Source organism: Ensifer sp. YR511, from assembly GCF_900103045.1.
GTDB classification, from domain to species: domain Bacteria; phylum Pseudomonadota; class Alphaproteobacteria; order Rhizobiales; family Rhizobiaceae; genus Ensifer; species Ensifer adhaerens.
This window is the reverse complement of the sequence record NZ_FNGR01000002.1, coordinates 169366-195623: the sequence shown is the minus strand read 5'-3', so window position 1 is coordinate 195623 and position 26258 is coordinate 169366. Positions and strand designations below refer to the sequence as shown.

Here is a 26258-nt window from a genome sequence, read left to right as displayed (position 1 = left end):
GCAAAATCGATTTTACCAGTTATATTGATCTTGTCACGCTCCGGATGCGCCATGCTCTATTTTCTGCAGCAGCTCGCCAATGCCGTTCCCGTCGCAGCGCTCTACGCGGCGCTGGCCTTTGGCTACGCGATCGCCTTTGCCGTGACCCGCCGGGCCGATCTCACCTATGGTGCGCTCTTTGCCTTCTCGGGCCAGATCTTTGTGCTGTTTGCTGCTTTCGGCTGGGACCGGCTGTGGCTGGTGCTTCCGGCCGCCCTTGGTCTCGGTACGGCGGCTGCCCTGACTTTCAGTGTTGGTGCCGGGCTCGTCGCCGGGCGGTATGTCATGCGGCCGTTGGCCTTCTCGTCGGCCAACACCGTCGTCGTCGCCTCGCTCGGCTGCCTGCTGGTGCTGATGGAGACGGCACGGCTTGCCTCGGAGACCCGCAGCCTGTGGCTGCCGCCGTTCCTCAATGCCAACATCGTCTTCTGGGATGGTCCGCGTTTCCCGGTCACGTTGACCGTCATCCAACTCGGCAATACCGCGCTGATGGCGGCGTTGGTGGCGGCCGGGCACTGGTTCCTGACCCATTCGCGGGCAGGGCGGTTCTGGCGGGCCGTCTCCGAAGACCGGGGGGCTGCAGCGCTTTGCGGGGTCGACGCGGCCACTGTCTACATCGCCGCCTATGGCGCGGCGTCCCTGATTGCCGCCTTTTGCGGCATCCTCGCCGCGTCCTACTACGGCAACATGGATTTCGGCACAGGGCTTACTTTCGGCGTCAAGGTACTGTTCATCGCCGCCATCGGCGGCCAGGCCTCGCCGCTCTATGCAGCCCTCGGCGCTGCCGCGGTCGGCCTGCTCGAAACACTATGGAGCGCCTATGGGCCGATCCTCTGGCGCGACTTTGCGATCTTCGGATTTCTGGTGATCGTGCTGGCGGTGACGCGCAAGGAGAAGGTCATTCCCTGACCTCAAGGAACGGCGGCTACTTCGACCAGCGGTCCCGTGCGGTGTCGTCGGCATCCTTGGCGCTGACCCAGCCGCCGGTCGTGCCGTCGCCCAAATGTTCCTTCTTCCAGAAGGGAGCCGATGTCTTCAGGAAATCCATGATGAAGTTGGCGCCGTCGAAGGCGGCCTGCCGGTGCCGCGAGGCGGCAACGACAAGCACGATGTTCTCGCCGGGAAGGATCTTGCCGTAGCGGTGGATGGCGGTGGCCGCCTGGAGCGAGAAGCGCTCGACCGCCTCCTGGCAGATGCGTTCGATCTCCGCCTCGGCCATGCCGGGGTAGTGTTCCAGTTCGAGGGCGGCAAGCGTGCCTGCCTCGTCGCGGCAAAGCCCGGAAAAGGTGGTGATGGCGCCGATGTCGGCACGCCCGGCCGAAAGCTTGGCGACCTCGCTATTGAGGTCGAAATCCTCGCGCTGGACGCGCACGGTCACCGGCGCGCGCATGGCCTCAGCCACCCGTCATCGGCGGAAACAGGGCGATCTCCCGGGCGCCGGCGATCGGCTCCTTGTGGTCGACATGTTCCTGGTTGATGGCCGCGCGGATGACGTTTTCATGTTCGAGCGCCGCCTCGTATTCCTCGCCGAGCGTCTTCAGGTGCTGAAGCAGATCGGCAATGGTGACGACACCGGCGGGAAGGTCGAGGGTTTCCTCGCCCTTGCCGATACGCTCGCGCACCCATGAGAAATAGACCAGGTTGACGGTGCTCATTCGTTGACCACGTGCTTGAGGCCGGCGCGGAAGTAATCGTAGCCCGAATAGAGCGTGATCGCGGCGGCAATCCACAGGAGCACGATACCGGCTTCCGTCGTATAGGGCAAAATCTTGTCGCCGGCCGGGCCGGCAAGCAGGAAGGCGATGGCGACCATCTGGATCGTCGTCTTCCACTTGGCGATGCGGGTAACGGGAACGCTGACCTTCAGCGCCGCCAGATATTCGCGCAGGCCCGAGACCAGGATTTCACGGCACAGAATGATGATCGCAGCCCAGATCGACCAGCCGGCGATCGTGCCGTCGGCGGCGACCAGCAGCAGGATGGAGGCGACCAGCAGCTTGTCGGCGATCGGATCGAGCATCTTGCCGATGTTCGATGTCTGCTTCCAGATGCGTGCGAGATAGCCGTCGAAGAAATCGGTGATTGAGGCAACGGCAAAAAGCGCCACTGCCGTCCAGCGCGCGAAGTCCGAACTGTGCAGCCGTCCTTCGACGAAGAAGCAAAGGACGATCAGCGGCACGATCAGGATGCGGAAATAGGTGAGCAGGTTCGGGATGCTGTAGGCGACGGGCGTGGGCATGGATTCGTGTTCTCTGGTTCGTCAGGTACAGAAATGACTTTGCTGGCCGGAGGTCAACAGGTCATCGTCGTCAACTGTCATATTTGCCCTATCGCATGTGAACGCCGGGTGAATTGTGACATCAGGTTTTCATTTCCCGGCATCGTCGTGGAAATGTTCGTAGACCAGCCGCGCCACCGTTTCGGAAATCCCGGCGACGGCCATCAGGTCGTTGATGCCGGCGCGCGAGACGGCTTTGGCGGTGCCGAAATGCGTGAGCAGCGCGCGCTTGCGCGTCGGCCCGATGCCGGCGATCTCGTCGAGCGGGTTCTTGACCATCTCCTTTTTGCGGCGAGCCCGATGCGAGCCGATCGCGAAACGGTGCGCCTCGTCGCGCAGCCGCTGGATGAAATAGAGCACCGGATCGCGCGGCGGCAGCGTGAAGCTGTCGCGACCGAGCGCGAAGAAGCGTTCGCGGCCGGCGTCGCGATCGACGCCCTTGGCGACGCCGATCGCCGTCACGCAGTCCTCGACATCGAGCTCCTTGAGGATGGCGCGCACTGCGGTCATCTGTCCCTGGCCGCCGTCGATGAGAATGACGTCCGGCCAGGCGGGGAAAGCGGCATCGTCACCGACCTCCACGCTCCGGTCCGGTTTGCCCTCTTCCTTCAGCAGCCGCGAGAACCGCCGCGTCATCACTTCGCGCATCATACCGAAGTCGTCGCCCGGGGTGATGTCGGTCGATTTGATGTTGAACTTGCGGTACTGGCCTTTGACGAAGCCTTCTGGCCCCGCCACCACCATGCCGCCGACGGCATTGGTGCCCATGATGTGCGAGTTGTCGTAGATCTCGATGCGGCGCGGCGTGCGCTCCAGCTTGAAGGTTTCCGAGAAGCCTTCGAGCAGGCGTGACTGGGAGGCTGTTTCCGCCAGCTTGCGGCCGTGCGCCTCGCGCGCATTGGCGAGCGCGTGATCGACGAGATCCTTCTTTTCGCCGCGCTGCGGCACCTGGATCGCGACCTTGTATCCGGATTTTTCGCTGAGCGCCTGGCCGAGCAGTTCCTGCTCTTCCACCGCTTCGCAAAGCAGGATCTGCCGCGGACAGGGCTTGTCGTCGTAGAACTGTGCGAGGAATTGCGAGAGCACCTCGGCCGTCGGCAGCGACGGGTCGGCCTTCGGGAAATAGGCGCGGTTGCCCCAGTTCTGCCCGGTGCGGAAGAAGAACACCTGGATGCAGGAGATGCCACCCTCGTGGTGGATCGCAAAGACGTCGGCTTCCTCGACGCCAGAGGGGTTGATGCCCTGGTGGCTCTGGACGTGGCTGAGTGCGGCGAGGCGGTCGCGGTAAAGCGCTGCCCTTTCGAAGTCGAGGTTCTCGGCTGCCTCGCCCATGGCGGCAGCGATCGTCGCCTTCACCGCTTGGCTCTTGCCCGAGAGGAAGTCCTTGGCCTCCTGAACGAGTTCCGCATAGCCTTGATCGCTTATTTCGCCGGTGCAGGGCGCCGAACAGCGCTTGATCTGGTAGAGCAGGCAGGGGCGCGTGCGCGTCTCGAAGACGCTGTCGGTGCAGGTCCGAAGCAAAAAGGCGCGCTGCAACGAATTGATCGTGCGGCCGACCGCGCCGGCGGACGCGAAGGGACCGAAAAAGTCGCCCTTGCGGCTGCGTGCGCCGCGATGCTTGTAGAGTGCCGGCGCGCGGCTGTCGCCGGTCACCAGAATATAGGGAAACGACTTGTCGTCGCGCAAAAGCACGTTGAAGCGGGGCCTCAGGCGCTTGATCAGGTTCGCTTCGAGCAGCAGCGCCTCGATCTCGGTGCGCGTCGTCACGAACTCCATGTTCGCGGTCTCGCGCACCATGCGGGCGATGCGGTTGGAATGACCGCGCCCCTGGGCATAATTGCTGACGCGCTTCTTCAGGCTGCGCGCCTTGCCGACATAGAGAACGTCGCCGGCCTCGTTGAACATGCGATAGACGCCGGGGCCATTCGGCAGCAGCTTGACGAAGGCCTGGATCAGCTCCGCACCCTTCAGTCCCTCGGTCTCCGAGTGATTCTCGTGCCACTCGACGACGGGCGCAACGCCGCTCACGTCAGACACTTCGATCAGGTCGTCGTCGTCTTCCGCTTCGCTGCCATCATAAAGGATGCCGCCGTCGGCCGGCACGCGTCCATTCATTCCACTATCTCCCTGATGTCGGGCGTTTCCCAGGCGAGGTGCTGGCCCCCGTCCAGCGCAATCATCTGTCCGGTAATCGACGGCGTGTCGAACAGGAAGCGGATCGTCCGTCCAAATTCGTCGAGCGTCGGCCCGCGCTTCAAGATCAGCGCATCGACCTGCGCCTCAAAATCCTTCGGGTCCTGCCGTTCGTTCGGCAGCGTCGGTCCGGGGCCGATGCCGTTGACGCGGATGCGCGGGGCGAGTGCCTGCGCCATCGTCCGGGTGGCCGTCCAAAGCGCCGACTTGGACAACATATAGGAATAAAAGCGCGGATTGGGAGCCCAGACGCGCTGGTCGATCACATTGATGATAAGCCCGCTGGCGTTGGCCGGCAGTTGCGCGGCGAAATCGCGTGCCAACAGGGAAGGGGCTTTCACATGCAGCGCGAAATGCTGGTCCCAGACCCCTTCGTCGAAGGCATCGAGGCTATCCTTCTTGAACAGCGACGCATTGTTGACGAGCAGATCGATCGGCCCGAGTGCTGCTGTCGCGCGCTCGATCAGTGTCGATGTCGCGCCCGTATCCGTAAGGTCGGCTCGAATCGCGACGGCATTCGTTCCCGTCTTCTTCAGGGTTTCGGCCAGGGCCCGCGCTTCGTCAAACGAGGCATCGGCATGAATGGCGACCGCAAAGCCGTGGGCGGCCAGGTCCTCCACTATAGCTTTACCGATCCTCTTGGCGCCCCCGGTTACGAGAGCCGCCTTCAGTGCTTTCTTCAACGTTTTATCCCGCTTTTTCGAATCTTCGCGTCAGCGGACGAAGATATAGGGAAGAAACGCGGGGCTGAAACACTCCCTGACGATTCCTTGCCCAAAAATTAATGGAATTGGCGTAAATTGTATTATTTTGCGTACTCATAGTATAGCTTTCGTTAATCTTGATTTATGGTTAACAAATCTCCTGTGGCGCCAAAGCAACATCAAACTTCGGGCGCGTTTGTGCCACCAAAATTTCACATTTTGGCTCTTGTGAATCCGCATTTGCTGGCCAATTTCAGCTCAACCGGGCGGGTTAAATTAAGAGTTGCCTGATGTTTCACTGTGGGACCCCAAGCCCTCGGCGCATCGGGACGAAAAGGAGAATGTTTATGCGTACGCTCACCACCACCCTCATGGCTTCGGCTGTGTCCCTCATCGCCTTCCAGGCCGCCCAGGCTGCAGACGCGATCGACGAAGTTCCGGCAGCTCCGCAGGCCGAATACAGCGAGCCGGCAGTCAAGAACTGGTCCGGCGCCTATGTCGGTGGCACCGCCGATTGGAAGCATGGCCAGCACGATGCGACCGGCAGCAACACCGCAGCCGGCTTCGGCGGCGGCCTCTATGGTGGCTACAACGTTCAGGACGGCCAGATGGTATACGGCGGCGAAGCCGATATCGGTTACTCCGGCCAGGATTCGACTAAGGGCAACCTGCGCATGAAGCAGGGCGTCAACGGCTCGCTCCGCGGCCGCGTCGGTGTCGATCTGAACCCGGTCCTCGTCTACGGTACCGCAGGTCTTGCCGTCGGCCAGACCAAGGGCACCGTCGGCGGCGCTTCCGACAAGAACACCATGGTCGGCTGGACCGCAGGTGTCGGTGCTGAAACCTTCGTCACCGACAACATCACCGCACGCGTCGAGTACCGTTACACGGACTACGGTTCGAAGGACTTCCGCATGGGCAGCACCAAGGTCTCGTCCGGCTACGACGAGCATGCTGTTAAAGTCGGTATGGGCGTGAAGTTCTGATCGGCTTCTGCCGGATCAAAGAAAAGGCCGGGGAGACCCGGCCTTTTTTGTGTCTGCACGTTAGGCCTTGAACTTGGGGTAATCCGGGAAGTGTTTTTCGAACTTCGCCGGCCAGTTCTTCAGCTTGGCACGCCCCTTCTGCCATTCGCCGGCAAACCGCAACTCGATGTAGCGCAGCATCGCCGCGAGTGCGAAATGGCCTGCATTGAGCTTGGCCCCGGTCTTCGGCAGGTTGGCATTCAGATGGTCGAGGCTGCGCTCGACCTTTTCCCATTGCCGGTCGATCCAGGGCTGGTGCACCTTTTCCGGCGGATGGGAGCGTTTCTCGTAGACGATCGACAGCAGGCTGTCACAGACGCCGTCGCATAGCGCTTCCAGCAACTCGACGTCGGTGCGCTTTTCGGCGTTCCTGGGATAGAGCTTGCCCTTGGTCTCCCGGTCGATGAAATGCATGATGGTACGGCTGTCGTAGAGCGCCCGTCCGTCGTCGAGAATCAGCGTCGGGATCTTGCCGAGCGGATTGTTGTCGATCAGCTCCGGCGGGTTGGCATTGGTGTCGGTCAAGACACTTTCGGCCGCATAGCCCGCATAATGCGCCGCCATGCGCACCTTGTTCGAATAGGGCGAGGCGGGCGAGTACAAGATCTTCATCGGGCGTCTTTCCTTCCAGGGATTGCGAGATGGGTTTCTGACAGGCGCCTTCTGCGGCTGGTCAAAGCGCCGGGGGCAGCGACACGCTTTCCTTTCGGCAGGCCTGGCGATCGACCGCCGGGCAGGCGCGGAAATTGAGCGACTTGTCGAAGCAGATCCGGATTTCCTCGAGCCGACTACCCTCGCAGGTCACGGCGACCGCGTCCTTCGTCATGCCGGGATTCTTGGCAACGAGCGCATCTTCGATGGCGGCGACGCGCAGGCCCTTTTCTTGCGGGGGAGGTGCGAGCTCCGATGGCAGCGTCAGCCGGTCCCACGCCGCGCGCGTGACGGCGAAGTATTCCTCCTGACTGAGGCCGGAGCAGGTCCCGTGCTTGCGCCATTGGTGGCCGATCAGGCCCATCGATGGAATGAGGTCGAGATATTGCTTGCCGAGCGACGACGGCACGCGATCGGACTGGCGTGTCGGGCAGAAGTCCGGATAACCCCGTTCGTTCTGCGGCCACAGGCCATGCACGATCAGGCCGCGATTGCCGCCGACTTCGCACTGGCTGGATTTTCCCTTGGGGTCATTGTCGCCGCACCAGGTCGGCGACCAGGAAAGCGAGAGCACATAGAAATCGAAGACGCTGCCGACCGGCACCGTAACGGCCGCCTTCGTGGCTTGCGTTCCCGTCGCCGTCGGCGCCTTTTCAGTGTTCTGATCGCTGCAGCCAATGAGGGCTGCTGCAACGAAAAGCGCCGGCAGAAGCCGGCGCGTTTTCCGGAATGATCTCATGATTAACGGAGCGAAGCGCAATAGGCGCCGTAGACATACCAGGGATCGAGGCCGCCGACGCAGAACTCGATGCTTCTGCCGACGCCGGCAAAGCCCCACGGGCGTTCGATGAGGTAATAGAGCGCACGCTGTTCGCCGTTGGTCATCACAGCGGTTCCGTAGCAATATTCACGCTCGACGAGATGCGTCTCGTCGCGGAACTCCTGCCGATTCTGCCCCATGTCGCGGATCTCGGCGATCGAGAGATTGGCGTGCAGGTAATTTGCATCCCGATACTCGAAACGGGATGTGATGAAGCCGAGAACCGAGGATTCGCTGCAGACCCCGGCGTTGTAGGATTGCGCCTGGCTGCTGCCGATGTAGTCGGCGGCAATGGCGCCCGGCGCCGTAGCGCCGGCGAGGGAAAGCGAAATGAGAAGCGTGGCGGCGAGCGTGCGAGTCATGGGCGTCTCCCTATGTCGTCGCATGAGATTGCGGTGCGTCGCGCCCGTCCGTCAAGCCCCTCGGGTTGTCTGTTCTTCCCCGCGCAGCCAGAAGCAGCGACTGGACGCGAAACGATCCTGCCCCAACCGGCTTTTCAGGAACGGCAGCAGCAGGTCGAGCTCGCTCTTCAGCGTGAAGGGCGGGTTTACGATGATGAGGCCGGAACCGGAAAGCCCTGTGGTTTCCCGGTCGCTTCTGACGGACAGTTCGGCGCAGAGCATCTTCGGGATGTCCAGCGCCTTCAGCGCCTCATGAAACGCTTTGATCGGCGCCCCCTGCTTCAGGGGATACCACAGGCAATAGACGCCGCCGGTAAAGCGGCGGTAGCCGCGCGCAAGGCCATCCACCAGCCGTTCGTATTCGCCCTCCTTTTCGAAGGGTGGGTCGACGAGAATCAATCCGCGCTTTTCCTTCGGCGGCAGGTGCGCGCCCAGCGCCAGCCAGCCGTCGAGCTCGGTGACGCGGCTCTGGAAATCGGCGTCGAACAGCCGGTGCAGCGTTTCGTAGTCGTCCGGATGCAGCTCCATCGCCGAAAGCCGGTCCTGGGGTCGGAAGAGCATGCGCGCGAGCTTCGGCGAGCCGGGGTAAAGCGTCAGCTCGGAGCCGGGGTTCAGCGCGCGGATGGAGGACAGGTAGGGGGTGAGGATCACCGCGATCTCCGGTGGCAGTTCGCCCTCGAGCAGCCGGCCGACGCCGTCGCGCCATTCACCGGTCTTCTGCGCTTCCTCGCTGGAGAGATCGTAGAGCCCGATGCCCGCATGGGTATCGAGAACGCGGAACGCTTTCTCCTTCTGCTGGAGATAGGTGACGAGCCGCGCCAGCACTGCGTGCTTCAGGACGTCGGCAAAATTGCCTGCGTGATAGATGTGCCGATAGTTCATGAGCGCCGCCGATGGCTGTGATCAATAGTTGCGATGGGTGGGCGATTGGCTCTTTGAGCCGAAATGCCGATGCCATATAGAAAAGCCATGAACGTTGCGACCCCCATCAAAGCAGAAAAAACCATCGGCCACTCGGTCTGTCCGCACGATTGTCCCTCGGCCTGTGCCCTGGAAGTCGACCTGACCGCCGAAGGGCGGATCGGCCGTGTGCGCGGTGCAGCCGCCAATACCTACACCGCCGGCGTGATCTGCGCCAAGGTGGCGCGGTATTCCGAGCGCATCTATCATCCCGACCGTCTGATGGTGCCGAAGCGCCGCAAGGGAGCCAAGGGCGAGGGCGGCTGGCAGGAGGTGAGCTGGGAGGCCGCGCTCGACGAGATCGCCGATCAGTTCATTCGCGCCGAGCAGAAATATGGCGCCGAGACCGTGTGGCCATACTTCTATGCGGGCACCATGGGCCAGGTGCAGCGCGACTCGATCGACCGGCTGCGTCACGCCAAGCGCTATTCCGGCTTTTTCGGCTCGATCTGCACCAACATGGCCTGGACCGGCTTGAGCATGGCGACCGGCGCCTTGCGCGGCCCCGACCCGCGCGAAATGGCCAAGGCCGATTGCGTGGTGATCTGGGGCACGAATGCGGTTGCGACCCAGGTCAACGTGATGACCCATGCGGTGAAAGCCCGTAAGGATCGCGGCGCGAAGATCGTCGTCATCGACATTTACGACAACCCGACGGTCAAGCAAGCGGACATGGGCCTGGTGCTTAAGCCGGGCACCGACGCAGCACTTGCCTGCGCCGTGATGCACATCGCGTTTCGCGACGGCTACGCCGACCGGGCCTACATGGCGAAATTCGCCGACGATCCGGCCGGCCTTGAAGCGCATCTGAAGTCGCGTGGGCCGGAATGGGCGTCGGCGATCACCGGCCTTTCGGTCGAGGAAATCGAGGCCTTTGCAAAGTTGGTCGGCACGACGCCGCGGACCTATTTCCGGCTCGGCTACGGTTTCACGCGCCAGCGCAACGGTGCCGTCGCCATACACGCGGCGGCATCCGTGGCGACCGTGCTCGGCTCCTGGAAACACGAAGGCGGCGGTGCCTTCCACTCCAACAACGATATCTTCAAGCTCGACAAGCGCGAGTTGATCGGCTCGGCCTTTCACGATCCGGATGTGCGCATGCTCGACCAGTCGCAGATCGGCCGGGTGCTGACCGGCGACGCCGAGGCGCTGCGCCACCGCGGGCCGGTGACGGCGATGCTGATCCAGAACACCAATCCCGTGAACGTCGCGCCGGAGCAGCGGCTGGTGAAGCGCGGCTTCCTGCGCGACGACCTCTTTGTTGCCGTGCACGAGCAGTTCATGACCGATACGGCTGCTGTTGCCGATATCGTGCTTCCGGCCACCATGTTCCTGGAGCATGACGATCTCTATCGCGGCGGCGGCCATCAGCACATCCTGATCGGCCCTAAGGTGGTAGAACCACCCTCGACCGTGCGCACCAATCTGTTCGTCATCGAGGAACTGGCCAAGCGCCTTGGCGTTGCCGATCATGCCGGCTTCGGCCTGACCGAGCGTGAGCACATTGATCGGCTGCTCGCCAACTACGGCATCGGCTACGAAGAGATGAAGGGCCAGAAGTGGCTCGACTGTCAGCCCGCCTTCGAGGAGGCGCACTATCTCAACGGCTTTGGCCACCCGGACGGCAAGTTCCGCTTCAAGGCGGATTGGACGGGGACGCCGGCGCCGAACCGGCCGCCGAAGTCGATGGGCATTCAGGGGCCGCACCAGTCGCTGCCAGAGTTTCCTGACCATGTCGACCTCATCGAGGTTGCCGACGCCGGGCACCCGTTCCGGCTGGCGACCTCTCCGGCTCGATCCTTCCTGAATTCGACCTTTGCCGAGACACCGTCTTCGATCCAGAAGGAAGTGCGCCCGGAAGTGATGGTTCATGCGGAAGATGCCGCAGAACTCGGCATTGCCGATGGCGATGTCGTCCAACTCGGCAACGTCCGCGGCGAGGTGCGTCTGCATGCGAAGATCGGTGGCGGCGCCCGTCGCGGCGTCGTCATCGCCGAGGGCCTGTGGCCGAATGGCGCGCATCTCGACGGGGAGGGCATCAACGTGCTCACCGGCGCCGATGCGGTGGCGCCCTATGGTGGTGCCGCCTTTCACGACAACAGGGTCTGGGTAAGGTTGGCGCGCTAAGTCAGGTTGTAGAACGGCAGACGGAACCTCCCATGAGCGGCGACCACCACCATGCAGATGTCACGAGCACGCCGGTTTCAAGGCTCTGGGCCTCGCTTGGCCTGACCGGCGGCTTCATGCTGGCCGAAGTCGTCGGCGGCATCCTGACCGGCAGCCTGGCGCTGATATCCGACGCCATGCACATGCTGACCGACACGGCGGCCCTTGCGATCGCGCTCGTCGCGATCCATGTCGGCCGTCGCCCGTCAGACCTCTTGCGCACCTATGGCTACGCCCGCTTCGAGATCCTGGCTGCCGCCTTCAACGCGCTGCTCCTGCTCGGTGTCGCCTTCTACATCCTCTATGAGGCCTGGAAGCGGTTGTCCGAGCCGCAGGAGATCCAGTCCGGCGGCATGCTGGTGATTGCCGTCGTCGGCCTTCTCGTCAATCTCGCCTCGATGCGGCTGCTCACCAGCCACAAGGACGAAAGCCTCAACGTCAAGGGCGCCTATCTCGAAGTCTGGTCGGACATGCTGGGCTCGCTCGCCGTCATCGTCGGCGCGGTGGTCATCTGGTTGACCGGCTGGCAGTGGGTGGATTCGCTGCTCGCTGTCGGCATCGGCTTCATGGTCTTTCCGCGCACCTGGGTGCTGCTGAAGGAGTGCGTCAACATCCTGCTCGAAGGCGTGCCGCCGGGCATGCGCCTCGCCGATGTCCACGCGACGATTGCCGCCGTTCCCGGTGTTGCCTCCGTGCATGACCTGCACCTCTGGGCGATCACCCAGAGCCAGCCGTCGCTGACCGCCCATGCGGTACTTGCCGACGGTGCCGATGCCGAGACCGTGCGCCGCGCAATCGAGGAGCAGTTGCGCGCGACGTTCGACCTGCACCACACGACGCTGCAGATGGAGCGGGAAGATCGCGCGGCAGCGGAACATATCCACTGATGGCTGAAAGGGCGGGATTGCACTCGCCGGAGAAGGAAGTTGCATGAGCACCCAGCATGACCCACGCGTCAGGATCGTCGGCCGCCGCACGCTGTGGAAGGGCTTTGCGCACCTGGAAGAGGTGACGTTCGAACAGCAGATGTCCGATGGCGCGACCGTGACGCTGAAGCGGGAGATCCACGACCATGGCAATGCGGCGACCATCCTGCTCGTCGATGCCAGGCGCCAGAGCGTCATCCTGGTGCGGCAGCTTCGCGTTCCCGTTCTGCTCCAGGGCGACCCGGCTTATCTGATCGAGGCGGCCGCCGGGCTCCTCGACGGCGACACTCCGGAAGAGGCGATCTGCCGCGAGGCGCTGGAGGAGACCGGCTACCACGTCCAGGACGTTATCCACCTCTTCGATGTCTATATGAGCCCGGGGGCGCTGACCGAGCGCACGAGCTTCTTTGCCGGCCACATCGATGCCACCGAGAAACGCGGCGACGGCGGCGGGCTTGCGCATGAGGGCGAGGACATAGAAGTGCTGGAAATCCCATTCGACGAAGCCGTTGCAATGATCGCGACCGGAGAGATCTGCGATGCCAAGACAATCATGCTCCTGCAGTGGGCGCAGCTCAACCGACAGCAGCTGTTTGCCTAAGGGATTGTTTTATAAGAGTATAATTTATTACCGATATTTCACTTTTTGATCCGTATCGGGTAAGCTAAAGCGCTGATGTCCTCATTATCGACATGGGCGCTTCATGACATCCTCCCTACCGGAACGTGCAACCGACGACGAGCAACAGGCGGAGGGAGGCTGGTTCTCCTTCCTGCGTCGCAATCGCCGTTATCTATCGGCTGCGGGTACGCTCTTCGTAATCGCCCTTTTCGGCTTTGCGATCTTTCACCTGACGTCCGAAGTCCAGTACGACGAGGTCGTCCAGGCATTGGCGGATACCAGTTGGATCTCCGTCGCGGCGGCGGTATTCTTCACCGCATTGAGTTTCCTCGCGCTCACCTTCTATGACGTCAGCGCGCTTGATTACGTCAAGCGAAAGCTGCCCTATGCCGATGTGGCGCTGACGGCGGCCTCGGCCTATGCGGTCGGCAATACCGCGGGGTTCGGGGCGCTCAGTGGCGGCGCCATCCGCTACCGCTCCTATTCGCGCCTTGGCATCGAGCCTGAGAACATCGCCCGCATCATCGCCTTCGTGACGCTCGCCTTCGGGCTCGGGCTGCTGGCGGTGACTTGCCTCAGCCTGCTTGCCGTCGGCGAGTATGTGGCACCGATGACCGGGATGGATCCTCTGATATTGCGCGTAATCGCGGCCGTGATCCTCGGCGGTCTGTTCACAGTGTTCTTTCTTGCCCGTGACGGGCGCGAGGTCAGCATCGGGCGTCTGACGCTTCGGCTCCCGGATTCGCGCACCGTTTCGCGCCAGTTCCTGGTGACGGCGCTCGATCTCGCCGCCTCGGCGACCGTTCTCTATGTTCTTCTACCCGCCGGCACGATCGGCTGGCCGGCCTTCCTTGCGGTCTATTCGCTGGCCGTCGGCGTTGGCGTCTTGAGCCATGTGCCGGCCGGTCTTGGCGTCTTCGAGACGATCATCATCGCGACGCTCGGCCACAATGCCGATGTCGACACCATTCTTGGTGCGCTGGTGCTCTACCGCGTGATCTATCACGTGCTGCCGCTCGTGATCGCGATCGCCGTCGTCATCGGCATCGAACTCCGCCAGCTGTCCGGTCATCCGGTTGCCTCCAGCGTGCGGCGCATCGGCGGCCGCATGACGCCGCTGCTTTTGGCAACGCTCGGCATCGTGCTGGCGATCATGCTGGTTCTTTCCAGCGTGACCCCGACGCCCGACGAGAACCTGGCATTCCTCGAAGGACTGCTGCCCTTGCCGATCGTTGAGGGCGCACACTTCCTCGCCAGCCTGCTCGGCCTTGCCCTCGTGGTCGTCTCGCGCGGACTGGCGCTGAGGCTTGACGGCGCCTGGTGGGCCTCGATCGTGATCGCGATCGCCGCGCTGCTGCTGTCGTTGATCAAGGCGATCGCCGTGGTGGAAGCGGGCATGCTGGCCTTCTTCCTGGTGGGGCTCATCGTCAGCCGCCGCCTGTTCGTGCGGCCGGCCTCGCTGTTCGGGCAGGCGCTGACGGTGCCATGGCTGACGGCGCTCGGGGTCATCTGCCTGGGCGCGCTGGTCGTGCTGCTCTTCGTCTATCGCGATGTCGAATACAGCCATGAGCTCTGGTGGCAGTTCGAATTCTCCGCCGAAGCCCCCCGCGGTCTGCGCGCGCTTCTCGGCGTGACGATCGGCGCGAGCATGCTTGCGATCTGGAGCCTGATGCGCCCGGCAACCGGATCCGCCGAGCCTGCCTCCGACGACGCGATGGAGCGGGCGCTTTCGATCGTCGAGGCGCAGGATATGTCCGATGCCAATCTGGTGCGCATGGGCGACAAGAGCCTGTTGTTTTCCGCCGACGGCCGAGCCTTCATCATGTATGGCCAGCGTGCTCGTTCCTGGATCGCGCTTTTCGATCCCGTCGGCCCGATCGATGCCTGGCCGGAGCTGATCTGGCACTTCATCGAAAAGGCGCGCGCGGCCGGCTGCCGGGCGGTTTTCTACCAGGTCTCGCCCCTGGGGCTTGCATACTATGCCGATGCCGGGCTGCGCGCCTTCCGGCTCGGCGAACTCGCGCGCGTCGACCTCGCCCGCTTCGAGCTGAAGGGGGGCAAATGGGCGAACCTGCGCCAGCAGGTGAGCCGCGCTCAGCGGGACGGGCTAGAGTTCCGTGTCGTAGCGCCCGAAAACGTTCCGGACGTCATGCCTGACCTGACCGCGGTCTCCGATGCCTGGCTCGCGCATCACAATGCCAAGGAGAAAGGCTTCTCGCTCGGTGCCTTCGATCCCGAGTATCTTCGCGAGCAGCCGGTGGCGATCCTCACCTGTGGTGGGCGTACGGTCGCATTTGCCAATATTCTGGTGACGGCGACCAAGGAGGAGGGGACCGTTGACCTCATGCGCTTTTCGCCGGATGCGCCGAAGGGCGCGATGGATTTTCTCTTCGCTCAGGTGATGGAGTATCTGAAGGCCGAGGGATACCGTACCTTCAACCTTGGCATGGCGCCCCTGTCGGGCATGTCCACGCGCCAGATCGCGCCGGTCTGGGACCGGGCCGGGCGCACCTTCTTCGAACACGGCGAACGTTTCTACAACTTCAAGGGCTTGCGCGCCTTCAAGTCGAAGTTTCATCCGCAGTGGCAACCGCGCTATCTTGTCGCCAGTGGCGGCATCAATCCGATCCTCGCCCTGATGGATGCGACATTCCTGATCGGCGGCGGTCTCAAGGGAGTGGTGAAGAAATGATCCCTGTCGCGAACGCCTGGAAATGCCTGACTTCGGCGGCGCTGCTGCTCTCCGCATCGATGTTCCCCGCTCTCGCAGAAGACGCGCCGAAGAGCTACGATACCGGGATGATCCCGTCGCCGCGCATCATGCTGCCGAAGGAAAAGGCGGCCGCACTTGTTGTGCTGCTGTCGGACGCCGCCGGCTGGACGGACAGGGAGCAGGCGATCGCCGATACGCTCACCGATGACAAGACAGTCGTTGTCGGCATCGACCTCAAGGCCTATCTCGCTTCACTCGCCAAGGATGATGGCGACTGCATCTACATGGTCTCCGACATCGAATCGCTGAGCCAGCAGGTGCAGCGTGCCGTCGGCACCGACGCTTACCAATTGCCCGTCGTCGCAGGCGTCGGTGCCGGTGGTGCGCTGGCACTCGCCATCGCTGCCCAGACACCGCCTGCCACCATCGGCCAAACACTTGCGATTGATCCGGAGGAGGGGATCGCGCTTGAAAAGCAACTCTGCACCCCGGCCGAAAAGGTGAAGAAGGGCGACCGCATGGTCTACGGCCTGACCGACGGCGCATTGCCGGATCCGGTTTCCGTCGTCTTTTCACCTGCGGCATCGGCCGACGGGCGCGCCCATGTGGCGGCATTGATCGCCAAGCATCCGGACGTCGAGCAGGAGGACAGTGACGACGACGCCTATACGACGCTGTCCGATCACCTCACCGATATCATCGACAGCGAGCGCGACGCCGGCAATCCGTTCGGCTTGCCCCTGACCATCCTTGACGCAAAGCCGACCCGTGACACGATGGCGGTGATCTATTCGGGCGACGGTGGCTGGCGCGACATCGACAAGGAAGTCGGCGACGTGCTGCAGCAGCAGGGCGTACCGGTCGTCGGCTTCGATTCCCTGCACTACTTCTGGTCCGAGCGCGATCCGCAGGTGACGGCGGACGACCTTGCCAAGGTGATGAGCTACTACCGCAAGCACTGGAACGTGCGAAACGTGCTCCTCATCGGCTATTCCTTCGGTGCCGACGTGCTGCCGCGAACCTTCAACCTGCTGCCGGCCGGCGAAAAGGCCCATGTTCGTCAGGTGACCTTGATGGCCCTCTCGCACATGGTCGATTACAAGGTCTCTGTGCTGGGTTGGCTAGGGGCTTCGGGCGACGGCAAGGGTGGTGATCCGCTCGACGATATCAAGCGCATCGACCCGGCGCTGGTGCAATGCATCTACGGCACCGACGAAGAGGACGATGCCTGCCCGCAACTGAAGGGCACCGGCGTCGACGTCATCGGCATCGACGGCGGCCACCACTTCGACGAGGATTATCCGGCGCTGACACGGCGCGTGCTTGATGCCCTCGATCGCCGGCTGGCTTCGGCGAAGTGAACGGTCGGTGTGTGGGGGCGTGGGGCTTACCCCCCTCTGCCCCGCCGGGGATCTCCCCCCACAAAGGGGAGATCGGCTAGACGCGGCCACCCGCTACAACTGAACGAGATTGCCCGCCGGCTCGATGTTGACGATGGGGGTATCCTTCTGCGCCAGATAGAGTTGCCACCGGCGAACCGGTAATGACCGCCGAGTGGTCGCCATCTGCTGATCTCCCCCTTGCGCGGGAGATACCCGGCATGACAGAGGGGCGTTAACCGCGTGAGATGCGCTGCGGTCGGGACAAAGCAACCCGGCGTGATTACGCAGCCGGCGAAATCAGCGTACCCGTCGCCTCGCCAAGGCTCTTGCTCACAGCGCGACCGCCTTCCATGCGTATCTTGCCCTCGGCCATCAGCCGAAGCGCCATCGGATAGGTGCGGTGCTCGACGGTCAGCACTCGGGCAGCAAGGCTGTCGGACGTGTCTCCGGGCACGACTGGAACCACCGCCTGCGCCAGGATCGGGCCTTCGTCCATGCCTTCGGTGACGAAGTGCACGGTGCAGCCGGCGACCTTCATGCCGGCGTCGATAGCCCGCTGATGGGTGTGCAGGCCGGGGAAAAGCGGCAGCAAGGACGGATGGATGTTGAGGATGCGTCCCTCGTGGCGCTGGATGAACGTCGCCGACAGCAGACGCATATAGCCGGCGAGGCAGATGATGTCCGGCGACAGCCGGTCGAGCTCGGCAAGGATTGCCGCTTCGTGGGCGTCCTTGCTGTCGTAGTCCTTGCGCAGGAAAGCGCGCGTGGGGATGCCAAGCGCCTCGGCTTTGGCGAGGCCGCCGGCATCCGCCTTGTCGGCGATGACGGCGACGATCTCGGCCGGGAAATCCGGCTCGGCCGTTGCCTTTGCGAGCGCCAGCATGTTGGAGCCGCCACCAGAGATGAAGACGACGACCCGCTTCTTGCCCGTCGAGACTTCCGTCGTCATAGGGCCAGGTTGCCCTTGTAGATCGTGCCGGCTGCACCTTCGTCGCGGGCGACCATGCGGCCCAGCGTAAAGACGGTTTCGCCTTCGCCGGTCAGCACAGACGTGACCTCCGCAGCCTTGTCGGCCGGGACGACGGCGATCATGCCGACGCCGCAGTTGAAGGTGCGCAGCATTTCATTGGCGGCAACGCCGCCGGTCTGGGCGAGCCAGGAGAACACCTTCGGCGCCTTGATCGCGTCGAGGTCGATCTCGGCAGCGAGGTGCTTTGGCAGCACGCGCGGAATGTTCTCAGGGAAACCGCCGCCGGTGATGTGAGCGAGCGCCTTGATCGAACCGGTCTCGCGGATCGCCTTCAGGAGCGGCTTCACATAGATGCGCGTCGGCGTCATCAGGAGATCGGCAAGCGTACCTTCGCCGAACGGAGCAGGAGCATCCCAGGCAAGGCCCGAGAGCGTGACGATCTTGCGCACCAGCGAATAGCCGTTGGAATGCACGCCGGAAGAGGCGAGGCCGAGGATGACGTCGCCTTCGGAGATGTCACCGGCCGGCAGCAGCTGACCGCGTTCGGCAGCGCCGACGGCAAAGCCCGCGAGATCGTAGTCGCCGCCCGAATACATGCCGGGCATTTCGGCCGTCTCGCCGCCGATCAGCGCGCAACCAGATTCGCGGCAGCCCGCAGCGATGCCGGCGACGATCGCGGCACCCTGGTCCGGGTCAAGCTTGCCGGTCGCGAAATAGTCGAGGAAGAAGAGCGGTTCGGCGCCCTGGACGACGAGGTCGTTGACGCACATGGCGACGAGGTCGATGCCGACGGTGTCGTGCTTGTTGGCGTCGATGGCGATCTTCAGCTTGGTGCCGACGCCGTCATTGGCGGCCACCAGAACCGGGTCGGTGAAGCCCGCGGCCTTGAGATCGAAAAGACCGCCGAAGCCGCCGATTTCGCCGTCGGCGCCGGGCCGCCGGGTCGAGCGCACATGCGGCTTGATCTTCTCGACCATCAGGTTCCCGGCGTCGATATCAACGCCCGCGTCGCTATAGGTGAGACCGTTCTTTCCCGACTGGCTCATGCTCGTTCTCCAAGGCTCGTCGTGCGACAGGTATTTTGCGGATGCGATTGGCACGGCAGGCAAGGGAGTGCAAGCCGAGAGCAGGCCTTGGCGGCGTTTTTTCACCATTTTGCCCATATCCCACGGCGCAAGCCAGTCAGCTTGGCTATAAACTGGATGACTGCACCGGTCGGACTTGACCGTTACGCGCACCGCCCCCTATCTCCTTGACAGGGTTGTGATACGCAACAGTGGCGAGCGGCGCCTCACGAGGAGTGTCATGGATATCAAGGTCAGCGGTTCCGGATTGCAGCGCCAGGTCATTTTCTGGCTACTGGTGCTTGCCGCCTTCATTGCTTTCCTCATGGTTTTCAGCTCGATCCTGCTGCCATTCCTGGCCGGCATGGCGCTTGCCTATTTCCTCGACCCGGTCGCAGACCGCCTGGAGCGGTTCGGCTTGAGCCGGTTGATGGCGACGGTCGTGATCCTGATCGGCTTCGTCGTCGTCTTCGTGCTGGCCCTCATGGTCATCATTCCTGTCGTCGTCAGCCAGGCGGCCGATTTCATTGCGAACATCCCCGGCTATGCCGCCAAACTGCAGGTGCTCGTCAACGAAGCGCAGACGCGGCTGATTCCCGATTGGCTCGCGAGCCAGATGCCATCGCTGAAGCAAAGCTCCGGCAAGCTGCTCGAACAGGGCGCGGCCTTCGTCGGCACGCTCTTCCAGCAGATCTGGAACTCCGGCGTGGCGTTGCTCGACGTCATCTCGCTGCTGGTCGTCACCCCTGTCGTCGCCTTCTATATCCTGCTCGACTGGGACCGGATGGTCGAGAAGGTCGATAGCTGGGTTCCGCGCGACTACGTCTCGGATGTGCGCCAGATCGCCCGCGACATGAACGCGACGATCGCCGGCTTTGTGCGCGGGCAGGGCTCGCTCTGCCTCATCCTTGGTCTTTATTACGGGATCGGCCTGTCGCTGGTCGGTCTCAATTTCGGCCTGCTGATCGGTCTCTTCGCCGGCATGATCAGTTTCATTCCCTATGTCGGATCCATGGTCGGCCTGGTGCTTGCCGTTGGCGTCGCACTGGTCCAGTTCTGGCCGGACTATCTGTGGCTCGGCCTCGTGCTTGCCGTCTTTTTCAGCGGCCAGTTCATGGAGGGCAATATCCTCCAGCCGAAGCTGGTGGGCAAAAGCGTCGGCCTGCATCCGGTCTGGCTGATGTTTGCGCTGCTTGCCTTCGGTGCACTGTTCGGTTTCGTCGGTCTTCTGGTCGCGGTGCCCGCAGCAGCCGCCATCGGCGTGCTTGTCCGCTTCGGCATCCAGCGCTACCTTGATAGCGACCTCTATCACGGGCACGGCAAGGCCGTGGAAAAGAAGGCGAAGAGCGACAAGGCCGCCTGATTTCCGACGATTGTCCCGAGTACAGCATGACAAAACGCCCATTTGAACAAATCCCCCTGGCTTTCGGCCACGACCCGGCGACGGGTCGTGAGGACCTGCTCGTCTCCGACAGGCTGAGCGCGGCCATCGCCATCGTCGATCACTGGCCGGACTGGCCGGCGCCCGTGGTCATCATCGCCGGCCCGGTCGGCTCGGGAAAATCGCATCTCGCCAGCATCTGGAAGGAGCGGGCAAGAGCGGAAGTGATCCACCCGCTCGCCGGTTCCGATGCCGCGTTGATCGCGGCCGAAAGACCTGTTCTATTCGAGGATGCCGATCGCAGCGGCTTCGACGACACGACGCTGTTCCACGTCATCAACAACGTGCGCCAGCACGGCACCAGCCTGCTGATGACGACGCGGCTCTGGCCGATGTCCTGGCCAGTGACGCTGCCGGACCTGCGCTCGCGCCTGAAGGCGGCGACCGTGGTCGAGATCGGTGAGCCGGACGACGAATTGCTGACGCAGGTGCTGATCAAGCTCTTTGCCGATCGCCAGCTTTTCGTCGACGAGCGGCTGGTGGGCTACATCGTCCAGCGCATGGAGCGCTCGTTGGAGGCGGCGCAGACGATCGTCGAGCGCATCGACCATCTGGCGCTGGCCCGCGGCACGAAGCTTTCACGCGCGCTCGCTTCTGAAGTTCTCGAAGAACTGGGAAATCAGCGTCGGTCCGATTGACTGTCACAGAACCGTCGTCAAACTGAGATAGCCGGTGCAGCCGGAGCAATGGGATCTGAAAAGCATGGATAACGCGCTATCTGCGGTGAACGAAAACCAGGCATCGGCGGAGGACGTCGACCTGCTGACGAGCCCGCAGCGCTTCATCAACCGCGAATTTTCCTGGCTGCAGTTCAATCGCCGCGTGCTCGAGGAAACGCTGAACACGGCGCATCCTCTGCTGGAGCGTGTTCGCTTTCTGTCGATCTCTGCCGCCAACCTCGACGAGTTCTTCATGGTGCGCGTCGCCGGCCTCGAAGGCCAGGTGCGCCAGGGCCTCTCGATGCGTTCGCCCGACGGCAAGACCCCGGTCGAGCAGCTCGAAGACATCCTGAAGGAAATCGACAATCTGCAGATGGAGCAGCAGGCCTCGCTCGCCGTGCTTCAGCAGTATCTCGCCAAGGAAGACATCCTGATCGTTCGCCCGGCCTCGCTTTCGGTGCAGGACAGGAGCTGGCTTGCCAACGAGTTCGATCAGTCGATCTTCCCAGTGCTGACACCGCTCTCCATCGACCCGGCGCATCCGTTCCCCTTCATTCCGAACCTCGGCTTTTCGATGGGCCTGCAGCTCGTCAGCAAGACCGGCCGCGAGCCAATGACGGCGCTCCTGCGTCTGCCGGTGGCACTCGACCGCTTCATCCGGCTGCCCGACGTCAAGAACGTCATCCGCTACATCACCCTCGAAGACATGGTCAGCCAGTTCATCGACCGGCTGTTTCCGGGCTATGAGGTCAAAGGCTCCGGTACCTTCCGCATCATTCGCGACAGCGATATCGAGGTGGAAGAAGAGGCGGAAGACCTCGTTCGCTTTTTCGAGACCGCGCTGAAGCGCCGTCGCCGCGGTTCGGTGATCCGCATCGAGACCGATTCGGAGATGCCGGCGTCGCTGCGCCAGTTCGTCGTGCAGGAACTGGGCGTCCCGGAAAACCGGATCGCCGTCCTGCCGGGACTGCTGGCACTCAACACTTTGTCCGAAATCACCAAGGCTCCACGCGACGATCTGCGCTTCGAGCCGTACAATCCGCGTTTCCCCGAGCGCGTGCGCGAGCATGCCGGCGACTGCCTGGCGGCGATCCGCGAGAAGGACATGGTGGTGCATCACCCCTACGAGTCCTTCGACGTGGTCGTGCAGTTCCTGTTGCAGGCAGCGCGCGATCCTGAAGTCGTCGCCATCAAGCAGACGCTTTACCGCACGTCGAACGACAGCCCGATCGTGCGCGCCCTGATCGACGCCGCCGAGGCCGGCAAGTCGGTGACGGCGCTGGTCGAGCTCAAGGCCCGCTTCGACGAGGAGGCCAATATCCGCTGGGCGCGCGACCTCGAACGCGCCGGCGTCCAGGTCGTCTTCGGCTTCATCGAACTGAAGACCCACGCCAAAATGTCGATGGTGGTGCGGCGCGAAGAGGGCAAGCTTCGGACCTATTGCCATCTCGGCACCGGCAACTATCACCCGGTCACCGCGAAGATCTACACCGACCTGTCGTTCTTCACCTGCAACCCGGTCATCGCCCACGACATGGCGAACATCTTCAACTTCATCACCGGCTACGGCGAGCCGGAGGCGGGCATGAAGCTGGCCGTCTCGCCGCACACGCTGCGCCCGCGCATTCTCAGGCACGTCGACGAAGAAATCGAGCATGCCAAGGCCGGGCGCCCGGCGGCGATCTGGATGAAGATGAACTCGCTCGTCGATCCGGAGATCATCGACGCGCTCTATAAGGCGAGCCGTGCCGGCGTCGAAATCGACCTGGTGGTGCGCGGCATCTGCTGCCTGCGCCCGCAGGTCCCGGGGCTCTCGGACAATATCCGTGTCAAGTCCATCGTCGGCCGATTCCTCGAACATTCCCGGATATTCTGCTTCGGCAACGGTCACGGGCTTCCGTCGGAGAATGCCCTTGTCTATATCGGCTCGGCGGATATGATGCCGCGCAATCTGGATCGGCGGGTCGAGACGCTCGTGCCTCTCATCAACCGGACTGTGCACGAACAGGTTCTGTCGCAGATCATGCTGGGTAATCTCATCGACAACCAGCAGAGCTACGAAATTCTTCCCGATGGCACCTCTCGCCGGATGGAAGTCGGCAAGGATGCCGAGCCTTTCAACGCACAGCACTATTTCATGACCAATCCCAGCCTCTCCGGCCGGGGCGAGGCCCTGAAGTCCAGCGCACCGAAGCTCATAGCCGGCTGGAAGAGCGGCTGGCACAAATAAACTGGAATTGCATGGTCGAATCTGAAGCGCAGGGGCGTCTGCCCGGCATCCGCCCGGTTTCCGTTATCGATATCGGTTCGAACTCCATCCGCCTTGTCGTCTATGAAGGCCTGAGCCGCTCGCCGGCCATGCTGTTCAACGAAAAGGTGATGTGCGGTCTCGGCAAGGGCATCGATGCGACCGGACGCATGGATGAAGACAGCGTCGAGCGCGCGCTGAAAGCGCTGCACCGCTTTCACGCGCTCTCCAAGCAGGCGCGTGCGACCTCGATGTATGTGCTGGCGACGGCCGCCGCACGCGAAGCGAGCAACGGCCCCGCCTTCATCGAGAAGGCGGAGGCGATCCTCGGTCACAAGGTCCGCATCCTTACCGGCGAGGAAGAGGCCTATTATTCCGCGATGGGCATCGTCAGCGGCTATCACGATCCCGACGGTGTCGTCGGCGACCTTGGCGGTGGCTCGCTGGAACTCGTCGAGGTCTCCGGCACGAAGATCGGCAAGGGCATCACCCTCCCGCTCGGCGGTATCCGTTTGTTCGAACACAGCAACGGCTCGCTCACCAAGGCGCGCACCTGGGTGCGCAAGTTCATGAAGAACTCGGCGGTGCTGAAGACCGGCACGGGACGGACGTTCTATGCGGTCGGTGGCACTTGGCGCTCGATCGCCAAGCTGCACATGGAGATCCGCGACTATCCGCTGCACATGATGCAGGGCTACGAGATTTCCTTTGACGAGGCGATGGCGCTTTTGCCGGAAGTGATCGAGCCGAAGAACATCAAGCCGTCTGCCTATTCGACGATTTCGAAGAGCCGCCGCAGCCTTCTGCCCTTCGGCGCGATCGCCATGCAGGAAGCGCTTTCGATCATGAGGCCGGAGCGGATTTCCTTCTCGGCGCTCGGCGTTCGCGAAGGTTATCTTTTCTCGCTCTTGAGGGACGAGGAACGTGCTCAGGATCCGCTGCTGACGGCGGCCAACGAGATCGCCATCCTGCGTGCCCGCTCGCCCGAGCACGCCCGCGAACTGGCTGACTGGACCGGTCGCATGGTGCCGTTCTTCGGGATCGAGGAGACGGAAGAGGAAGGCCGGTATCGCCAGGCGGCCTGCCTGCTTGCGGATATCAGCTGGCGGGCGCACCCCGACTATCGCGGTCTCCAGGCGCTGAACATCATCGCCCACTCGACCTTCTCCGGCATTACCCATGCCGGCCGCGCCTATATTGCGCTTTCCAATTATTACCGCTTCGAGGGGCTCAACGACGACGGCGCCACGAACGCACTTGCCGGCATCACCACGCCGCGCCTGCTGGAACTGGCAAAGCTGCTCGGCGGCCTCTTGCGTGTCGCCTATCTTTTCTCCGCATCGATGCCGGGGATTGCCCGTAACCTGACGTTCCGCAAGTCGTCTCTGCCGGACGTGGACCTCGAAATCGTCGTGCCTGCGGACTATTCGGAATTCCAGGGCGAGCGCCTGGACGGACGCCTGCAGCAGCTTGGAAAGCTCACTGGCAAGCGTCTCGCTTTCCACTTCGAAAGCTGACGCCGAAAAGTCAACCGGTCAAACGGGAAGGGCGCGCGAACAGATGTTCGCGCGCCCTTTTGATTAATCGGCCTTGAGGAAGTCGCCAACTTCGAGCAGCACGAACTCGTTGTCGTCGGCCTTGTCGAGCGCGCGGCCGGCCGAGAACGGTAGGTTGTTGTCGTTGCCGACGATGATGTGGGTCTCATCGACGCGGTCGACGTTCTCGATGGTGACGAAGGGCATATCGTAAAAGCCTTCGCCGCCGCCCTGGCGCTTCCTGTTGTCCGGATCGGCGATCTTCAAGAGGTCGATGTAGCCGATCTTGCGCACGGCCTTGCCGGCATTGTTGTCGTCAAAGGCGATCTTGTAGATGCGCTTGACCTTGGAGCCCGTTGCGAAGCAGTCCGGCTTCGGGTCCTTCGGATCGGCGCAGGCCTTGTCCACCGTGCCGGCGCCATTGTCGCGCTCGATCACCAGTGCGGTCTTGTCGTCGAGCATGTTGAAGTCGCCGATCGCCTCGCCGCCTTCGGCCAGCGGATAGAGCCAGCTGCGGCCGGTCCAGGCTTTGCTCGCAACATCGAGTTCGATGATGCGCAGCGCCGGGCGGCCATCGGCCTGCTCGACCGTTTCGCTGTCGGTCCAGAGCGGGCCTTCGAGCAGGCCGTAAAGCTTGCTGCCGTCCTTGGAAAGCGCCATGCCTTCATAGCCGCCGGAGCGCTTCAGGTTGAAGGCGGGCGTCTTCTTCGAGGGATCGCCCTGCAGCGTCAGCGTCGGATTGTCGGGCGAAAGCACCGGCTTGCCGTCGACCGTGGTCGCGATCACATCGGTCAGCTTGCCGTCGAGATCGAACTTGAGGATGTAGGGGCCGAACTCTTCACCGACCCAGAAGCCGTCCGCAACCGGCTGGATCGATTCGACGTCGAAGTCGGCGCCGGTGAGATAACGCTTGTCCGAGCCTTCCATGACGATCGGAAAGGGGGCCTTCTTGTCCGGGTCGGTCAGGAACAACGTCTTCAGTGCTTCGACCTTGCCGGCGTCCCAGTCCATCTTCACGTGGTGCAGCATCAGCATGGCGTCGCTGGAGTTCATCTTGCTGCCGAAACCGTTGTCGGAGAGGCTCCAGAAGGTGCCGTCTTCCATCGCCTTGATGCCGGAAAAGCCCTGCATCGGCTGGCCGTCGAAGGGCAGCGACAGGCCGGTCAGGCGAACGCCGTCCTTGCCCGGAACGGTGCCGAGCGCTTCGGCACGCTTGCGGTCCGCGGTGGTGAACTTGCCGGAGGTCTTGAGGTATTCCGGTGCGTCCGAGGGGGCGACGATGATCGTGTTGGCCGGCAGGATCGCGTGGCCCTTCAGCGTCGCGGTAAAGGACTTTTCCTCGGCCGAGGCGGCCATCGTCATCAAAAGAGAAAGAGCCGCGGTGGCGAGAAGCGTTTTCGTCATGAGGTTCACCTTGGGTTGGAGCCTTCTGCATGTCTCCTTGGGTCGCCCTAGATCCAA

General features: G+C 63.0%; 23 protein-coding genes. 11 read left to right on the top strand and 12 right to left on the bottom strand.

Going from position 1 to position 26258, the window contains the following annotated elements; genetic code table 11:
- Positions 1-51: 51 nt before the first annotated feature.
- Positions 52-948, top strand: a complete 897-nt coding sequence (locus tag BLU15_RS05430) for a branched-chain amino acid ABC transporter permease (RefSeq protein WP_090294589.1) — start codon at positions 52-54, stop codon at positions 946-948.
- A 16-nt stretch (positions 949-964) separates the two neighbouring features.
- Here BLU15_RS05430 and BLU15_RS05425 read toward each other — a convergent pair whose 3' ends face one another.
- The 5 genes from BLU15_RS05425 to BLU15_RS05405 all read right to left on the bottom strand — a co-directional run bounded on the left by BLU15_RS05425 (position 965) and on the right by BLU15_RS05405 (position 5193).
- Positions 965-1429, bottom strand: coding sequence for a molybdenum cofactor biosynthesis protein MoaE (locus BLU15_RS05425; RefSeq protein ID WP_034804281.1), 465 nt, complete (start codon positions 1427-1429; stop codon positions 965-967).
- 4 nt (positions 1430-1433) lie between these two features.
- Positions 1434-1694: a molybdopterin converting factor subunit 1 gene (gene moaD, locus BLU15_RS05420; protein WP_034803865.1), complete on the bottom strand. Its 261-nt coding sequence runs from the start codon at positions 1692-1694 to the stop codon at positions 1434-1436.
- Positions 1691-2278: a CDP-diacylglycerol--glycerol-3-phosphate 3-phosphatidyltransferase gene (gene pgsA, locus BLU15_RS05415; protein ID WP_034803862.1), complete on the bottom strand. Its 588-nt coding sequence runs from the start codon at positions 2276-2278 to the stop codon at positions 1691-1693. The genes moaD and pgsA overlap by 4 nt, the downstream gene beginning before the upstream one ends.
- A 129-nt stretch (positions 2279-2407) precedes the next feature.
- Positions 2408-4432 carry an excinuclease ABC subunit UvrC gene (uvrC, locus tag BLU15_RS05410; RefSeq protein WP_089043939.1) on the bottom strand — a complete coding sequence of 675 codons (2025 nt, stop codon included), beginning with the start codon at positions 4430-4432 and terminating at the stop codon, positions 2408-2410.
- Entirely contained in the window at positions 4429-5193 is a 765-nt protein-coding gene (locus tag BLU15_RS05405; RefSeq protein WP_060522139.1) for an SDR family oxidoreductase, read from the bottom strand. The genes uvrC and BLU15_RS05405 overlap by 4 nt, the downstream gene beginning before the upstream one ends.
- Before the next feature lie 368 nt (positions 5194-5561).
- Here BLU15_RS05405 and BLU15_RS05400 point away from each other — a divergent pair, with 368 nt between their 5' ends.
- The gene (locus BLU15_RS05400) at positions 5562-6200 is read left to right on the top strand and encodes an outer membrane protein (RefSeq protein WP_060522140.1); all 639 of its coding nucleotides are present in this window, start codon (positions 5562-5564) and stop codon (positions 6198-6200) included.
- A gap of 60 nt (positions 6201-6260) precedes the next feature.
- Here the strand turns inward: BLU15_RS05400 and BLU15_RS05395 are convergent, their stop codons facing one another.
- The 4 genes from BLU15_RS05395 to BLU15_RS05380 all read right to left on the bottom strand — a co-directional run bounded on the left by BLU15_RS05395 (position 6261) and on the right by BLU15_RS05380 (position 8993).
- Entirely contained in the window at positions 6261-6851 is a 591-nt protein-coding gene (locus BLU15_RS05395; RefSeq protein ID WP_034803852.1) for a glutathione S-transferase, read from the bottom strand.
- A 61-nt stretch (positions 6852-6912) separates the two neighbouring features.
- Entirely contained in the window at positions 6913-7629 is a 717-nt protein-coding gene (locus BLU15_RS05390; protein WP_090294587.1) for a ribonuclease T2 family protein, read from the bottom strand.
- A gap of 2 nt (positions 7630-7631) precedes the next feature.
- Complete coding sequence (locus tag BLU15_RS05385) at positions 7632-8072, bottom strand: hypothetical protein (protein WP_034803848.1); 441 nt, start codon at positions 8070-8072, stop codon at positions 7632-7634.
- A 51-nt stretch (positions 8073-8123) separates the two neighbouring features.
- The gene (locus tag BLU15_RS05380; protein ID WP_090294586.1) at positions 8124-8993 is read right to left on the bottom strand and encodes a 23S rRNA (adenine(2030)-N(6))-methyltransferase RlmJ; all 870 of its coding nucleotides are present in this window, start codon (positions 8991-8993) and stop codon (positions 8124-8126) included.
- 69 nt (positions 8994-9062) lie between these two features.
- On the opposite strand from BLU15_RS05380, the gene BLU15_RS05375 reads away from it, so the two are divergent.
- The 5 genes from BLU15_RS05375 (at position 9063) to BLU15_RS05355 (ending at position 16859) form a co-directional block, all read left to right on the top strand.
- On the top strand, positions 9063-11198 hold the full coding sequence (locus tag BLU15_RS05375) for a molybdopterin-containing oxidoreductase family protein (protein ID WP_090294584.1): 2136 nt from the start codon (positions 9063-9065) through the stop codon (positions 11196-11198).
- A 32-nt stretch (positions 11199-11230) separates the two neighbouring features.
- A complete protein-coding gene (locus tag BLU15_RS05370) occupies positions 11231-12124 on the top strand; it encodes a cation diffusion facilitator family transporter (protein WP_090294583.1) in 894 nt (297 codons plus the stop codon).
- Positions 12125-12167: 43 nt separating this feature from the next.
- The gene (locus BLU15_RS05365; RefSeq protein WP_060522145.1) at positions 12168-12764 is read left to right on the top strand and encodes an NUDIX domain-containing protein; all 597 of its coding nucleotides are present in this window, start codon (positions 12168-12170) and stop codon (positions 12762-12764) included.
- Between the two features lie 103 nt (positions 12765-12867).
- Positions 12868-15477, top strand: coding sequence for a bifunctional lysylphosphatidylglycerol flippase/synthetase MprF (mprF, locus tag BLU15_RS05360; RefSeq protein WP_090294581.1), 2610 nt, complete (start codon positions 12868-12870; stop codon positions 15475-15477).
- Between the two features lie 59 nt (positions 15478-15536).
- Positions 15537-16859 (top strand): virulence factor family protein, encoded by a 1323-nt coding sequence (locus BLU15_RS05355; RefSeq protein ID WP_244546714.1) that lies wholly within the window; start codon positions 15537-15539, stop codon positions 16857-16859.
- 301 nt (positions 16860-17160) lie between these two features.
- On the opposite strand, the gene purN is transcribed toward BLU15_RS05355, so the two are convergent.
- Positions 17161-17829, bottom strand: a complete 669-nt coding sequence (gene purN, locus BLU15_RS05350) for a phosphoribosylglycinamide formyltransferase (RefSeq protein ID WP_034803831.1) — start codon at positions 17827-17829, stop codon at positions 17161-17163.
- Positions 17826-18896 carry a phosphoribosylformylglycinamidine cyclo-ligase gene (purM, locus tag BLU15_RS05345; RefSeq protein WP_060522148.1) on the bottom strand — a complete coding sequence of 357 codons (1071 nt, stop codon included), beginning with the start codon at positions 18894-18896 and terminating at the stop codon, positions 17826-17828. The genes purN and purM overlap by 4 nt, the downstream gene beginning before the upstream one ends.
- A 259-nt stretch (positions 18897-19155) precedes the next feature.
- Here purM and BLU15_RS05340 point away from each other — a divergent pair, with 259 nt between their 5' ends.
- From BLU15_RS05340 to ppx, 4 genes are all read left to right on the top strand, one after another.
- Positions 19156-20277 (top strand): AI-2E family transporter, encoded by a 1122-nt coding sequence (locus tag BLU15_RS05340; protein ID WP_090294578.1) that lies wholly within the window; start codon positions 19156-19158, stop codon positions 20275-20277.
- Between the two features lie 26 nt (positions 20278-20303).
- Positions 20304-20993, top strand: coding sequence for a DnaA regulatory inactivator HdaA (gene hdaA, locus BLU15_RS05335; protein WP_090294577.1), 690 nt, complete (start codon positions 20304-20306; stop codon positions 20991-20993).
- 64 nt (positions 20994-21057) lie between these two features.
- Positions 21058-23244, top strand: coding sequence for an RNA degradosome polyphosphate kinase (locus BLU15_RS05330; protein ID WP_034803821.1), 2187 nt, complete (start codon positions 21058-21060; stop codon positions 23242-23244).
- An 11-nt stretch (positions 23245-23255) separates the two neighbouring features.
- Complete coding sequence (gene ppx, locus BLU15_RS05325; RefSeq protein ID WP_090294575.1) at positions 23256-24779, top strand: exopolyphosphatase; 1524 nt, start codon at positions 23256-23258, stop codon at positions 24777-24779.
- A 63-nt stretch (positions 24780-24842) separates the two neighbouring features.
- Here the strand turns inward: ppx and BLU15_RS05320 are convergent, their stop codons facing one another.
- A complete protein-coding gene (locus BLU15_RS05320) occupies positions 24843-26201 on the bottom strand; it encodes an esterase-like activity of phytase family protein (protein ID WP_090294574.1) in 1359 nt (452 codons plus the stop codon).
- Positions 26202-26258 lie beyond the last annotated feature (57 nt).